We start from the raw sequence: 12,997 nt of genomic DNA, 5'->3' as shown, positions 1-12,997 counted from the left end.
GGGCTCCGGTGTCCGCCCCCGTGCGCCGGAGCGGTCAGTCGCAGCCGAAGAGGCCGCAGACGTCGGCGGCCGAGGTGGACGCCTCCAGGTCGTCGTACCAGGCGTAGCTGTCGTTGGCCGGCGCGAACCCCTCGGTGGATCCGCCGAAGAAGGTCGAGAAGTAGGCCTTGTCCACCAGGTCGCCGTTGGACACCAGGCGCAGGCCGGTGACCAGGGCGGCGGACTCACCGTCGTAGAAGACCTCGATCTCGCCGTCGGGGTTGGCCCGGCCGTCGGTGACGGTGTTGACCCTGAGCCGCTGGACGATGTTCACCCACTCGTCCCGGGGATAGTGGACGTCGGCGCCGTCGACGCGCAGGACCGCCTCGTCGCCGTACTTCCCCTCCTTGTCCATGTGGTAGTAGTACACGGACGCGCGGCCGTCCCGGCGCCAGATCATGCGCGAGGTGAAGCCGTTCTCGCCGTCGCAGAGCCGTCCTCCCGAGCACGCCGCGCCCCCGGCCAGGCCCAGTCCGAGCTTTCCGCCGAACGAGGTGCTACCCCAACTGAAGTCCTCGCCGAGGCGCACCCAGTAGGACAGGTGGTACTCGCGTGCCGGGGTGAGCTGGAACGGCGCCAGCACGCCGGAGTCGCGCGGACCGATCTCCCCCTCGGGGTAGAACACGCGCAGCGACTTCTCGCCTCCGCGGGCGGGGACCGAGTCGTCGATGAGGGTGCGCTCGTCCATCCCCAAGCCGTAGGGGGCGTACCACCCGTCCTTCTCCCACTCCGCCAGGGTGTAGGCGCTGCCCGCGGCCGGCCGTTCGAAGGTGTTGTACCGGTAGGTGGGCGAGTGGACGATGTCGGCGGCCGCGGGAGCGGCGGCCAGCACGGTCGACAGCACCGTGGAAGAGAGTGCGGAGGCGATCAGGGCCTTGGCTGTCACGGACGTCTCCATTGCGCATCGGCGATGGGGCCCATCCTCTGTTCCCGGCCACGTGCGACCGGTGCGCGACACGGTCGGACCCTTCCGTTCACCTTCCGTTCACGCAGGTGGGACCGCCTGCCGTTCACCGGAGGGGCCCTGGGCGCCGCCGGGGCCCGGCGCCCCCTAGGGATGCCGGGGACATCGGACGCGGCCGCGTCCGGGGTGGCCGAACCTTCCGGGATGAACCCGATACCGCGCACCGCGCGCGACGGCCAGTCTGGGAGTGTCCCCGTCCGGTTCCTCCGAAGGAAGACCGATGGCCTCCTCAGCCCCCGCCTCCTCCCGTCCCCCCGCACGGCCGGGACCCGTCCGCCCCCGCCGCCGCGTCACGGCCGTGCTCGTCGCGGTCACGGTGCTGTGCGCGCTGCTCGCCGTGTTCGCCGCCTCCGCCTACGTGGGGCTGGACCCCGGCACGTCCCAGGTGGACCTGCGGCCGGACCGGCCGCTCCACTACCCGTTCCTGCTGGTCCACGTGGCCGCGTCGGTCCTCGCGCTCGTCACCGCGCCCCTCCAGTTGTTCCCCGCTCTGCGGCGCGGCCGGGCGCACCGCGTGATCGGCCGGATCCACCTGTTCGCCGGGGTGTTCCCCGGAGCGCTCTCCGGGCTGGCCGTGGGCGTGATGAGCACCTACGGCTTCGCCGCGCAGGCGGGCTTCTCTCTGCTGGCGGTGCTGTGGTTCTCCGTCGGCGCGGCCGGGTACCGCGCGGTCCGGCAGGGACGTCACGCCGACCACCGGGAGTGGATGCTGCGCCTGTTCGCCCTGACGATGGCCGGGGTGACGCTGCGTGTGCTGGTGGTGGTGCTGGTACCCGCCCTCACACCGCTGGTCGGTCCGGCGCACGGCGGCGACGAGGAGGCGGTCTTCCGGGAGGTCTACCAGGGCATCGCGTGGCTGTGCTGGGTGCCCAACCTCCTCGTCGCCGAGTGGTACCTGCGGCGGTCCCGCCGGGGCGCCCCCGGGGCCGTGTGACGTCCGTCGGACGGGGACCGGCGTCCCGGTGGGGGCGGCGGCGGGGGACACCGCGACCACCGCGGTCCTGCCCGTTGGCCCTTCCCGGCGGCTCCGTGCGGATACGTCGGCGCCCGGGGTGTGTGTGGCGTTTGAGCAGGTGGCGGTAGGTCAGGAGAGAGGAACACAGGAGGACCGAGGCACGCCGAGTGCTCTGGAGGGACGATGATCACGTACCAGGAACTCATGGACCACGTCACCCAGCAAGGAAACGTGCCCGACGACGAGGCCCGGCGAGCGCTCGAAGCCGTGACCGGCGAACTGGCGCGGCACGCCGACCCCGAGACGCGCGACCGGCTCGTGGAGCAGCTTCCCACGGGACTGAGCAAGCGTATTCCGGCCCCGCGCCGGGAGGCGGAGCCGAGCACCTCCGGGCAACTGGCCCAGGAGGTCGGCGAGCGGATCGGCTGCCCGCCGGAGAGGGCGACGCACCTGACCAGGGTGGTGCTGTCGGGCATCCACTTCAGTGAGCCCGAGCTCGCCGAGGCGCTCGCCTCCCGGCTGCCCGCGGAGTTCGCCCAGTGGGCCGAGGACCCGAACGGAGCCATGGGCCGTTCCGACGCCGGGCTGTCGGGCACGCCGGCCCGCCTGGACCAGTCCACCCTCGAACACGCTCTGGGCCGCCTCCGCGGCTGGGAGGGCGACACCACGGGACTGACCAGGTCGGTGGACCTGCCGAGGGTCCGTGTCACGCCGCTGCTGAACCGGATCGACCGGGCCTCGCACGAGATCGACCACTCCTACGAGCACGAGTTCACCGACTCGGGGGTCGCGTTCACCGTCCGGACCGCGTCGATCGGCGCCGTGACCACCAAGGACATCGAGATGGCCGAGCGCATCGACGAGGCGGTGACCGCGATCGGCTCGGGCGGCTGAGCACCGGACCGACCGTGCTCGCGGGGCCGTCCCGCCCGGTCGCGGCCGCGCGAACCGGTTCGTGGAGGCCTCCCCCGTGCGCGGGAGCCGCGGGGGTGCGGGGGTTCGGGTAGAGGGCTCAGTAACCGGCGGAGCGGAGCCGGTGCCAGGCCGTCATCCAGCGCTGGCGCTCGCCCGCGTCCTCGCCCGCGCAGGCGGTCACGAAGGCCATCAGGAACACGTACCCGGGCAGTGCGGTGCCCTCCAGGACCTGCTGGAAGGTGGACCGCTTCACCGCTCCCCCGCACAGGTACTCCAGCTCCACGTAGGACCAGTCGCCCGCCCAGACGAGGTAGCGGCGCATGGTCAGCAGGAACTCAGCGGGGGTCTCGGCGTCCAGGGGGTTGGGACGCCGTTCGTAGCCGTCCAGGGCACGGACGGGCAGGTGGCGCTCGACGACGGCGCTGGGGGTCGCGAGGACCCGGTCCAGCCAGCTGGTACGGCCGAGAGCTCTGTTGGGGCCGGTGGGTTCGAGAACGCCCGTGGTGGTCAACCTTCTCCTTTCACCAATCGTTTCGTGGGTGCCTTCGACGGGGGTACGCCTGCACGGCGCGCATGAGCACAAGGGGGAGAGAACACCGAAGACCGGAGACCGGCTGTTGTGGAGGCAACCCCGACTGTCCGGTTACGGGGAAATCTACCGGATGAACACGACACACGAAAGCGCCCGCCACCCCCGCTTCCGAGAGACGTCGGTCTCCTTGTCCTGCGACTTCACCGCCCTTGCCGGGGCTCCTGCGAACTTCTGTGGCAAAACGCATCAAAGGTCATCTGGAGTGCCGGATAGAACGTCCCCATGGCGGGAAGGGCATGGAACGGCACCACCTGCGCGGAAAGAAAGCCGCATACGCGCATCAGCAAATTAGCTGGGCCAAATAGCAGTTTTGTGCCTGACCGTAATTAGTCCCCGGGTGTCCACGCCAACACCGTGGCGTCGTCGCTTCCCTTGGCCCGCGGATGTTTCCGCCGCTCCGGATCAGCGGCCTCCAGGTCGCGCACCCGGCGCAGAAGGGCACGGGGTCCCCTGTCCGAAACCAGGGCGAACGCCTCGTCCCAATCCAGGTCCCCGAACACGTCGACCACCCGGCTCGCCCCGTCGGTCATGGCGGTGAAGCGGCCCACGGGCAGGGTTCCGGTCAGCGCCTCCCCCGCCGCCCGGGGATCGGCGCCCGCCGTCCAGAAGCCGTCCGCCACGTTGCGGTAGGAGCGGACGGCCTCCCCCTGCCGCCCCTGGCGGGCCAGCTCGCCCCTGAGGACGTCGAGCCGCGTGTCGGTGAGCACCCGTACCCCGTCCGCGCCCTCCACCAGCAGCACCGAGTCGGACAGCACCAGGTACTCCAGCCCGTCCGTGTCCACGCGCACCGCCACGACCGTGGCCGACGGGCTCTCCTGGTTGCGCAGGTCACAGGTGTCGGCGTGCAGGGCGGAAGCGGTCGTGATCGCCTCCTCCAGGGCCTCGCGCAGGGGAAGCCCCGCGTCTGCCCCGGCCAGCAGCAGCGCTCCGAGTCCGCGGGTGTACCGGGCCACTCCGTGGACGCAGCCGGTGTCCACTCCCGGCGGCGCGCTCACCCCGTCCAGGAGTACCGCGCTGGTGGCGGTCGCGGCGGCGAAGTCCTCGTTGGGGCGGCCTGGCGCGCCCGGCTCCGTGGCGACGCGGAAGGACATCTCCGTTGCTCCCTTTCCGGACGGTGCATTTGTCGAGGTCACCACGGCTCTGACGAGGCGATCGCACAGTACCTACCCCGTTGGCCTTGCCCCCATGGAACACTCTGCTTTCGCATAGGTGAACGATTAAGTACTTCTCTGGATACTGTGGATATGTCCCGATCGGGCTCACGAGGAGAGACCGGGCCCGCCCCAGAGGCGGATCCGCGGCTCTTTACGGAAAGAAGGCAACGACGAAACGGAACCAGATGCGAAATCTCCCCTACTACTTTCGGAGAGCCAGGAGAATCCTCAGGAGAATGGTCCCGGTTCCTGTCAGGAAGGCCCTCTTCCTGCCCGTTCTCTGGAGGCACAGGAAAAGGAATCCGGGGCTCACGATGTCGACCTACCAGCGCGAGCCCGTCCTCGCACTGCGCTGGTCCGGCCCCTTCGACATCGAGGAACTCACCGCCCGGCAGACGAACCGCTTCACCGATCTCCTGCGTGAACGGGGCATCGACTACTTCATCGTCCGCTCCAACGGCGCGTACCACCACTCGGTCGCCGTGTCCGAGGACGACAGGGCCGAGGTCGTCTCCGTCCTCGCGTCCTGTTACAGCCTCCGCGGCTCGTACGTGAGGACTCCCAACGGGTACCGGCCCCTGTCCCCGCTCCGGCTCCGCGGGCTCCGCGGGGCTCCTGTGATCCGGCTCGGAGTGCACGTGGCCGGCGACAGGGGCACCACGGTCGCCGGCCCCGCCCACGGCTTCACCGTGGAGTTCTGGCAGGAGGGCGAGCGGTTCCTGGAGTCACCCGGCTACGAGGAGAGGCTCGGCCGGCTCCGGGTCGTGGCGCCCGAGCACATCCTGCGGGAGTCACTCGTCGCGCCCCAGCCCAACCCGGTGAGCGAGGTGATCCCCGGCAGGGCCCGGGAGGCCGCCGAGACCAGGGTCGGCGACCGGACGCATCCCACGCTCGCCGCCTTCACCTGGGAACTCGCCACCGACCTCACCTTTCCCGTCGACGCCGTCTACACCTGGGTCGACGGGGCCGACGAGGCCTGGCGCGCCAAGCGCGACGCCTACCTCGGTGAGAACGCTCCGGCCAACCCGCACTCCGCCTCCGACTCCCGCTACACCAGCCGGGACGAGCTCCTCTACTCCCTGCGCTCGCTGGAGATGTTCGCCCCCTTCGTGCGCAACGTCTACGTCGTCACCGACGGACAGGCGCCCCCGTGGCTGGACACCGGCCATCCGAGGGTGCGGGTGGTGGACCACAAGGAGATCTTCAGCGACCCCTCGGTCCTCCCGGTGTTCAACTCACACGCCATCGAGTCACAGCTACACCACATCAAGGGCCTGGCCGAGCACTACCTGTACCTCAACGACGACGTGTTCTTCGGCCGCCCCGTGTCCCCCGCCCTCTTCTTCCACCCCAACGGAATCGTGAGGCTGAACCCCTCGACCTACCGTTTCGGCCTGGGCGAGGTCAGCGAGGAGGACCAGCCCGTGGACGCCGCCGCGAAACGCAACAGCGCGCTGTTGGAGAAGCGTTTCGGAAGGGTTCCCACCACCAAGTTCAAGCACACGCCGATCCCACAGCGCCGGTCGGTACTCCAGGAGCTGGAGGAGGAGTTCCCCGACGTGTTCGCACGGACGGCGGCGTCGCGGTTCCGGCACCCGGACGACCATTCCGTACCGTCGTCGCTGCACAACTACTACGCGTTCCTCACCGGCCGGGCCGTGATCGGGGAACTGCGCTATTCCTATCTCAACCTGGCCGACCCGGACGCGGTGCGCTTTCGGACCGAGGCCCTGTTGGCCCGGCGGAACTTCGACACCTTCTGCGTGAACGACACCACCGAGCCGGACGAGTCGGCCGAACGGCATGTCAACGAGTTCCTCGGCGACTACTTTCCCTTCAAGAGCAGTTTCGAGCGGTGACGCGAGCGGTGGTTCGATCGGTGAGGCGAGTGGTGGGGTGGCCCGGTCCGGACCGGGCCACCCTTCCGGGTCAGCGCACCAGGACGGTGGTGTGCACGTCGATGTTGCCGCTCTCCCAGAGCCAGTCCATCGCGGCCATGCTCACACGGGCGCACCCGTGGGAGGCGGGCTGGGGCGGGACGACCGGGTATCCGTGCACGGCGATGCCGCCGTTGAAGTACTTGGGCCTGTACAGGGCTCCGTAGGGGCCGGGGTCCCAGGCGTCGACCCCGCGAAAGACCGTGTAGGTCCCTGTGGGGGTGGTGGCGATCCGCTCGGTGCCGTCCGAGGCCTCGTAGGGCCGGCCGGAACCGGTGGAGGTGCTGATGACGCGTTCGACCTCGCCGTCGGAGACCACCAGCAGCAACTGCCGCTCCAGGTCGATCTCCAGCAGGTCTCCGGAGGAGGTCCGGGCCTTCGGGCGCACGCCCTCGGCGAGCGCGGAGCGGGTGTCGGGGCCCACGACGCCGTCGCGGGCGATCCCGGCGGCCTTCTGCAACGCCACGACGGCCTGCTCGGTGAGGGGGCCGAACCGTCCGTCCACGCCGTCGATCCAGTAGCCCAGCTCGGTGAGGCGCTCCTGCACGGAGGCCACGCCGGGCCCGGTGCTGCCCTGGCGCAGTTCCGGGCCCGCGGCCACCGTGGCCGGTGCGGCGTGCGCCGCCGGAGCGGCCACGGCCGCGACCGCGACGAGGGCGAACGCCGTGGTCAGGGCCAGGAGGGCGGTTCGTATCGTGTTCCACGCGGGGAGTGATCGGGGGGTTGCCATACGTTTCCTTTACCCACCGCGCCCGGTTTTCTCCCGCTTCCGCGCCGCCTGTGGACGATCCTCATCCCCGGAGCGAACGCGCGTGCAGGGAGGAGGCGACGTGTGCCAGTGCCCGGCACCGGGCGAACTCCACCGCGGTGAAGGGCACGCCCCGCCGGCGGACCGCCAGGACTCCGCCGTCGGGCGCGGGCAGGGTCATGGTCGTGCCGGACAGGTCCTCCCTGGCCATGTCGCCGGGCGGCCGCTCGGTGTGCGCCACGTCCTGGGCCGCGGTCAGGGACAGCAGGGAGCGCTCCAGGGTGGTCGCCCCGTTGACCAGCGCGCTGACCAGGGCGAGTGTGCGGCTGGTGGTGTCGCTGAGTTCGTGGACGTCGGCGCGGCGGACGGTGGCGTCGCGTCCGCCCGCCTCCCGTACGGCGGTGTACAGAGCGCCCTCGCCCATGTGCGCGGGAGCGCTGACGAAGAACTCGTCCACGGCGTCGCTCCCCGCCGGGTGCACCTGCATGAGCCTGATGTCGACCCCGAGGGCGGCGAAGCGCGTGGTGAGCGCGGCCAGGCCCCCGGGCACGTCGGAGACCGTGACGCGCACGCTCCACAGCAGGTCGTCGGGGAGGCGGGAGGGGGACGGAGCGGTGGTCGGCGGACCGCCCGTGGCGGTGGTCGCGGCCGGTGCGCCGCCCCCGTCGGGCCTCCCGTGGCGGGAGGCGGACGCGGCCCGGTACCGGTGCCACCGGTGGGCCGCGGAGACCGTGAGCAGGAGCAGGCCCACGGCGATCAGGGCGCGGACCCCCGTCTCGCTGTGCCCGAGGGAGAGCACCACCAGGTGCGCCGCGCCGGCGGCGAGGAGCAGTGTGCCCAGTTCCAGTGCCTCGCGGCCGAGGAAGCCGCGGTGGTGGTCGTTGGTTCCGTGGTCGCCTTCGGAAACGTCCATGGGTCCGAGGGTGCCGAACCGACGTTGCGTCCGGTCGCCGCTTCGTGACGGAGCGGTAAAACGCGGAGTGACGGTGCTCACGCCGCGGAACCGCCGCCCGGCCGGCCGGCCACGGTGAGCGGTTCGCTCCCGCCCGGCCGGCGTCGAGGGCCACGTTCCCGGCGGAGGCGTCCGTCCGGCCCGCCCGCGTCCGCACCCGCACCGGCACGTGTCCCGGCCCACGTGCCCTCCGCCGGGTTCCGGGCGGTCCCGGCGTGCTCTTTCCGGCCGGGAATTTTCGCCGAACACTCCGTCCTTTCACTGGACGAGCCATTCTCTACAAGGACATATGCGAGCCCGGGAAAGATATGGAACGCGATGTGGCCGGTGGAAGGCGGATCTGCACGGGGGCCGGAACCCGCCAGCAGGACTCGTACGCCCGGGACGGCGGCGCCAGACCGGTGTACGTGCTGCGTGCACGGCTGCCCGTGTGCTGGCTGTTCATCAAGGCCGGCATCGCCGTGGTGGCTACCCTGGCGGTGTCCGAGGTCGTCACCGCCCTGGTGGGAACCCCCCTGCACGCCAGGGCTCCCTTCCGGCTCCGTTCCCACGGGTTCGGGGACCCCTGGACGGATCCCGAGGTCATGATCGCCTCCGCGCTGCTCATGGCCCTGGGGCTGACCCTGGCCTCGGTTCCCCTCCTTCCCTCGCGCGGCGACTGGGTGGCGCTGACCGCCGACGGCCTCCGACCCGTCGACGGCGTGCCCCGGCCCCACTGGAGCGTCGGGAACACCGGCCCCGACCTCTCTGGCGCCGGACGCCCGAGAGGGGCCGGATCCGCTCTCACCGGCCCCGGGCCGGACCGTCCGGACCGACGACCCCGGCATCCGGCCGGGTGACGGGCAGACCCGGCCGCCGCTCCACCGGGGAGCGCCTGGCCCGCCGCGCCACGGCGCGGCGGGCCGGGCGGGGAGGCCCTGGAGACCGGCGGTCCCGGGAAGCCCGCGCCAGGCGGTGACCAGCGCTTCCCGGGGGTGTCCCGCGCGTCCAGGGCTCGCGCGGCACACGGGTCGGTCCGGTGGACGGTGTCCTGGACGACCGCGGACGAAGGCCTCGAACGCCCTCTCGCCCCGTCCCGGGACTGCTCCACGAACACGCTCATCGGCGGTGCGGTCCTCCTGTGCGCAGGCGGTGTGACACGAGGCCGGACACGCCCGGACGGCCGCCTCGGATCGGCGGTGCGATCCTCCTGCGCACAGGCGGTGCGACCCCCTCCCCGTACACGCGCACAGTGCGACCGTCCCGAGCGGCCTGGACGGCACTCCGTGCACCGTCCGCCTACGGCGCCACGGGCGCTCCGGACCACGAGGCCCACAGGCGGACGGCTTCGAGCAGCACGACGGAAGGGCACTCGGCGTGCTATGTTCGCCACTCGCGGCGACCCGGACCTGAGCCTCACGCGCGTCAGGGACGTGCCGGACCCCGTGTCTCCCCGGCGGCCCCGCCCCGGTGCCGAGACCGGCAGTTCACCTCCTGCACGTCTCGACCCACCAGGGAGCCACGCCCGTGCGTGTCCACTGCGCGGTGTACGCCCGAGGGCTGCGCCGCTACTCCACCTACCGTGCGGCCACACTCGCCGGAATCCTCACCAACTCGGTCTTCGGCGCGATCAGCGCGACCGTCATGCTCGCCCTGTTCGCGGCCCGGCCGCAGATCAACGGCTACGACGCCGGGGACGCCGTCACCCAGGTGTTCGTCGGCCAGACCCTCATCGCCGTGGTCGCCGTCATGGGCCCGCCCCTGGAGCTGGGCGAGCGGGTGCGCTCCGGGGACGTGGGCACCGACCTGCTGCGCCCGGTCTCCCTCCAGGGCTGGTGGCTGTCGGAGGACCTGGGCCGGGCCACGTTCCAACTGGTCTTTCGCGGGGTTCCCACCTTCGCCGTCGGCGCGCTGCTGTTCGACCTGGTCCTGCCCGCCGACCCGGTCCGCTGGGCCGCCGTGCTGGTGTCGGCCGTGCTGGCCGTGCTGGTCTCGTTCTCGCTGCGCTACCTGTACGAGCTGGCCGGGTTCTGGATCATGGACTCTCGGGGCATCTGGGCGGTGGCCGGGCTGCTCGGCCCCGTGGCCGCCGGGATGCTGCTGCCGCTCACCCTGTTCCCCCCGGCCCTGGCCGACGTGCTGCGGCTGCTGCCGTGGGCGTCGATGGTGCAGATTCCCGCCGAGATCCTCCTCGGCAAGGACACCCTGCCCGGCGGGACCGCGCTCGGCGGCCTGGCCCTCCAGGCGGGCTGGGCCGCCGCCCTGCTCGCCCTCGGCGCCTGGACCACCGACCGCGCCACGCGGAGGGTGGTGGTCCAGGGTGGCTGACGTCCTCGCCCGCGCCCGCGAGTCCGTGGCCTGGCCGGTGCGGGCCTACCTGCTGCTGGCGTGGACCTGGTGCCGCGCCCTGGCCCAGTACCCGGCGTCGCTGGTCATGATGACCCTGGCGACCTCGCTGGGCGTGTTCGCCGAGATCGGTGCCGTCATCGTGGTGTTCGGCCACGCAGGCCGGCTGGAGGGGTTCGGCCTGGCCGAGGGGCTGCTCATAGCCGGACTGTCCGCGACCGCCTTCGCCTGCGCCGACATGATCCTGGGCATGGTCGAGCACCTGGGCCGGCACATCCGCGCGGGCACGCTCGACGTGATGCTCGTGCGCCCGGTGCCGCCGCTGGTGCAGATGGCGACCGACCGGTTCGCGCCGCGCCGTCTCGGCCGGGTCGTCCCGGGCGCGGTCATCGTCACCGTCGCCCTGGCGGAGTGCGACATCGACTGGACCCTCGGCAGGGCGCTGATGCTGCCGGTGCTGCTGGTATCGGGAACCGCGATCTGCTGCTCGGTCTGGGTCATCGGGTCCTGCCTCCAGTTCTTCGTCGCCGACGCCCGGGAGGCCGCCAACTCGGTCACCTACGGCGGGCAGGCCCTCACCGAGTACCCGCTGGCCGTCTACGGCCGCGACGTCGTCCGCGCGGTGACCTTCGTGCTGCCGCTCGCCTTCGTCACCTGGCAGCCCGTGCTGTACCTGCTCGACCGTCCCGATCCGACCGGGCTGCCCGACGCCCTGCGCTTCGCCACCCCCGTCGTCGCCGTCGCCATGTGCCTGGTCGCCGCCTTCTGCTGGCGGACCGGGCTGCGCCACTACCGATCCACCGGGAGCTGACATGACGTCCGTCCGAGAGTCCACCGGGCCCGCCGGGCCCGACGCCGAACCCGTCGTCGAGGCCGTCGGCCTGGGCCGCGACTTCGTCCTGACCGAGGGGCCGTTCCTGCGGCGCAGGCGGCGCACCGTCAGCGCGGTGGACGGCGTGACCCTCACCGTGCGGCCCGGCGAGATCGTCGGCTACCTGGGGCCCAACGGCGCCGGGAAGAGCAGCACGATGAAGATGCTCACCGGCATCCTCGCCCCCACGAGGGGGCACCTGCGGGTGACCGGGCTGGAGCCGTCGCGCCAGCGTACGAGGCTGGCCGGAAGGATCGGCGTGGTGTTCGGGCAGCGCACCACCCTGTGGTGGGACCTGCCGCTGCGGGACAGTCTGGCGCTGACCCGGCACATGTACCGGATTCCGGCCGCCGACCACGCCCGCCGCCTGGCCGAGCTGACCGAACTGCTGGAGCTGGGACCGTTCCTGGCCACCCCGGTGCGCCAGCTCAGCCTGGGCCAGCGCATGCGCGGCGACCTGACCGCGGCCCTGCTGCACGCACCGCGGCTGCTGGTGCTGGACGAGCCGACCATCGGCCTGGACGTGGTCAGCAAGTCGACCATCCGCGAGTTCCTGCTGCGGCTCAACACGGAGGAGGGGACGACCATCCTGCTGACCACGCACGACCTGGGCGACGTGGAGCGCCTGTGCGAACGGGTGGTGGTCATCGACCGCGGGAGCCTGGCCTACGACGGCGGCCTGGACGGGCTGCGCGCGAGCGTGCCCACCCCGCGCGTCCTGGTCGTGGACCTGGCCGCTCCCGCCCCGCCCATCGGGGTGGAGGGCGGCCGGTGCGTGCGGGTGGACGGTCCGCGCCAGTGGTTGGAGCTGTCGGAGAACCCCGCTGCGGTGATCTCCCGGGTCGCGCAGCGGCACGAGGTGGTCGACCTGACCCTGCGCGAACCCGACATCGAGGGGGTGGTCGCCGCGCTGTACCGGGGAACGGTGGCCAGCGGCGGGGTGTAGGACCCGCCCGGGCCGTGCGGCGGGGCGGGCCCGGCGGGTCCGCCCCCGGGCGGTGCGGCGGCCGGAGCGGTCGCCCTCAGAGCCTCAGGCCTTCGGCTGGGTGAAGCGGAGGTGGTTTCCGAAGGGGTCGCGAAGACCGCAGTCGATCCCGTACGGACGCTCGGTGGGCTCCTCGGTGAACTCCACGCCCCGGCCCAGCAGCGTCTCGTACGTCTTGCGGCAGTCGTCCGTGGAGAGGATGAGCGTGCCGCCCGTCGCGCCCTTGGTCACCAGCTCCCGGACCTGCCGCGCCGTCTCCTCGGACATCGACGGAGGGCCCGGCTTCTCCAGCAGGACCTGTCGCTCCGGGTGGCCGGGGACCTGGACGGTCAGCCACCGCATGAAACCCATGTCGATGTCGGAGTTGACCTCCAGTCCGAGCTTGCCGACGTAGAAGTCGAGGGCCTCGTCCTGGTCGAGGACGTAGATCTGCGAGTGCGTGATGGCGTTGAACATGTGCACCACGCTAGTGAGCGGGCCGGGGAAAAACTTATCCGAAACCGCTCGGTTCGCACCCGGTCCGCCGCCCGGACGACGGGCGGTACGGAACGCGCGCGCCC

13 protein-coding genes are annotated in these 12,997 nt (G+C 71.8%); 7 read left to right on the top strand and 6 right to left on the bottom strand.

Annotated elements, in window-relative coordinates:
• Positions 1 to 34 precede the first annotated feature (34 nt).
• Entirely contained in the window at positions 35 to 925 is an 891-nt protein-coding gene (locus tag NOSIN_RS22730; protein ID WP_143832978.1) for a polysaccharide lyase, read from the bottom strand.
• A 298-nt stretch (positions 926 to 1,223) separates the two neighbouring features.
• Between NOSIN_RS22730 and NOSIN_RS22725 the strand changes: the two genes are divergently transcribed.
• Both NOSIN_RS22725 and NOSIN_RS22720 read left to right on the top strand, forming a co-directional pair.
• Positions 1,224 to 1,937, top strand: coding sequence for a DUF2306 domain-containing protein (locus tag NOSIN_RS22725; RefSeq protein ID WP_077692682.1), 714 nt, complete (start codon positions 1,224 to 1,226; stop codon positions 1,935 to 1,937).
• 204 nt (positions 1,938 to 2,141) lie between these two features.
• Positions 2,142 to 2,852 (top strand): DUF2267 domain-containing protein, encoded by a 711-nt coding sequence (locus NOSIN_RS22720; RefSeq protein ID WP_077692681.1) that lies wholly within the window; start codon positions 2,142 to 2,144, stop codon positions 2,850 to 2,852.
• Between the two features lie 118 nt (positions 2,853 to 2,970).
• Here the strand turns inward: NOSIN_RS22720 and NOSIN_RS22715 are convergent, their stop codons facing one another.
• A complete protein-coding gene (locus tag NOSIN_RS22715; RefSeq protein ID WP_077692680.1) occupies positions 2,971 to 3,384 on the bottom strand; it encodes a hypothetical protein in 414 nt (137 codons plus the stop codon).
• 407 nt (positions 3,385 to 3,791) lie between these two features.
• Positions 3,792 to 4,556 (bottom strand): protein phosphatase 2C domain-containing protein, encoded by a 765-nt coding sequence (locus tag NOSIN_RS22710; RefSeq protein WP_077692679.1) that lies wholly within the window; start codon positions 4,554 to 4,556, stop codon positions 3,792 to 3,794.
• A 377-nt stretch (positions 4,557 to 4,933) separates the two neighbouring features.
• Here NOSIN_RS22710 and NOSIN_RS22705 point away from each other — a divergent pair, with 377 nt between their 5' ends.
• Positions 4,934 to 6,478: a stealth family protein gene (locus NOSIN_RS22705; RefSeq protein WP_227015340.1), complete on the top strand. Its 1,545-nt coding sequence runs from the start codon at positions 4,934 to 4,936 to the stop codon at positions 6,476 to 6,478.
• A 70-nt stretch (positions 6,479 to 6,548) separates the two neighbouring features.
• On the opposite strand, the gene NOSIN_RS22700 is transcribed toward NOSIN_RS22705, so the two are convergent.
• Positions 6,549 to 7,286, bottom strand: coding sequence for a L,D-transpeptidase family protein (locus tag NOSIN_RS22700; protein WP_077692677.1), 738 nt, complete (start codon positions 7,284 to 7,286; stop codon positions 6,549 to 6,551).
• 61 nt (positions 7,287 to 7,347) lie between these two features.
• Complete coding sequence (locus NOSIN_RS22695; RefSeq protein WP_077692676.1) at positions 7,348 to 8,217, bottom strand: ACT domain-containing protein; 870 nt, start codon at positions 8,215 to 8,217, stop codon at positions 7,348 to 7,350.
• Between the two features lie 347 nt (positions 8,218 to 8,564).
• On the opposite strand from NOSIN_RS22695, the gene NOSIN_RS22690 reads away from it, so the two are divergent.
• The 4 genes from NOSIN_RS22690 (at position 8,565) to NOSIN_RS22675 (ending at position 12,398) form a co-directional block, all read left to right on the top strand.
• On the top strand, positions 8,565 to 9,095 hold the full coding sequence (locus NOSIN_RS22690; RefSeq protein WP_077692675.1) for a hypothetical protein: 531 nt from the start codon (positions 8,565 to 8,567) through the stop codon (positions 9,093 to 9,095).
• 667 nt (positions 9,096 to 9,762) lie between these two features.
• Complete coding sequence (locus NOSIN_RS22685; protein WP_077692674.1) at positions 9,763 to 10,563, top strand: ABC transporter permease; 801 nt, start codon at positions 9,763 to 9,765, stop codon at positions 10,561 to 10,563.
• Positions 10,556 to 11,392 carry an ABC transporter permease gene (locus NOSIN_RS22680; RefSeq protein WP_077692673.1) on the top strand — a complete coding sequence of 279 codons (837 nt, stop codon included), beginning with the start codon at positions 10,556 to 10,558 and terminating at the stop codon, positions 11,390 to 11,392. The genes NOSIN_RS22685 and NOSIN_RS22680 overlap by 8 nt, the downstream gene beginning before the upstream one ends.
• A 1-nt stretch (position 11,393) precedes the next feature.
• Positions 11,394 to 12,398 carry an ABC transporter ATP-binding protein gene (locus tag NOSIN_RS22675; RefSeq protein WP_077692672.1) on the top strand — a complete coding sequence of 335 codons (1,005 nt, stop codon included), beginning with the start codon at positions 11,394 to 11,396 and terminating at the stop codon, positions 12,396 to 12,398.
• Between the two features lie 84 nt (positions 12,399 to 12,482).
• Here the strand turns inward: NOSIN_RS22675 and NOSIN_RS22670 are convergent, their stop codons facing one another.
• The gene (locus NOSIN_RS22670) at positions 12,483 to 12,893 is read right to left on the bottom strand and encodes a VOC family protein (RefSeq protein WP_077693728.1); all 411 of its coding nucleotides are present in this window, start codon (positions 12,891 to 12,893) and stop codon (positions 12,483 to 12,485) included.
• Positions 12,894 to 12,997: the final 104 nt, after the last annotated feature.

Origin of the sequence: Nocardiopsis sinuspersici, assembly GCF_001998325.1 — a bacterium.
GTDB classification, from domain to species: Bacteria; Actinomycetota; Actinomycetes; order Streptosporangiales; family Streptosporangiaceae; genus Nocardiopsis; species Nocardiopsis sinuspersici.
Note: the sequence above shows the minus strand (reverse complement) of the source record. Positions and strands in the feature narration are given on the sequence as shown.

Excerpts from the sequence above, each read along its gene's own strand:
- NOSIN_RS22710 (WP_077692679.1), bottom strand. The coding sequence starts at position 4,556 with ATGTCCTTCCGCGTCGCCACGGAGCCGGGCGCGCCAGGCCGCCCCAAC.
- NOSIN_RS22720 (WP_077692681.1), top strand. The coding sequence starts at position 2,142 with ATGATCACGTACCAGGAACTCATGGACCACGTCACCCAGCAAGGAAAC.
- NOSIN_RS22690 (WP_077692675.1), top strand. The coding sequence starts at position 8,565 with ATGGAACGCGATGTGGCCGGTGGAAGGCGGATCTGCACGGGGGCCGGA.
- NOSIN_RS22705 (WP_227015340.1), top strand. The coding sequence starts at position 4,934 with ATGTCGACCTACCAGCGCGAGCCCGTCCTCGCACTGCGCTGGTCCGGC.
- NOSIN_RS22695 (WP_077692676.1), bottom strand. The coding sequence starts at position 8,217 with ATGGACGTTTCCGAAGGCGACCACGGAACCAACGACCACCACCGCGGC.
- NOSIN_RS22700 (WP_077692677.1), bottom strand. The coding sequence starts at position 7,286 with ATGGCAACCCCCCGATCACTCCCCGCGTGGAACACGATACGAACCGCC.
- NOSIN_RS22670 (WP_077693728.1), bottom strand. The coding sequence starts at position 12,893 with ATGTTCAACGCCATCACGCACTCGCAGATCTACGTCCTCGACCAGGAC.
- NOSIN_RS22675 (WP_077692672.1), top strand. The coding sequence starts at position 11,394 with ATGACGTCCGTCCGAGAGTCCACCGGGCCCGCCGGGCCCGACGCCGAA.
- NOSIN_RS22725 (WP_077692682.1), top strand. The coding sequence starts at position 1,224 with ATGGCCTCCTCAGCCCCCGCCTCCTCCCGTCCCCCCGCACGGCCGGGA.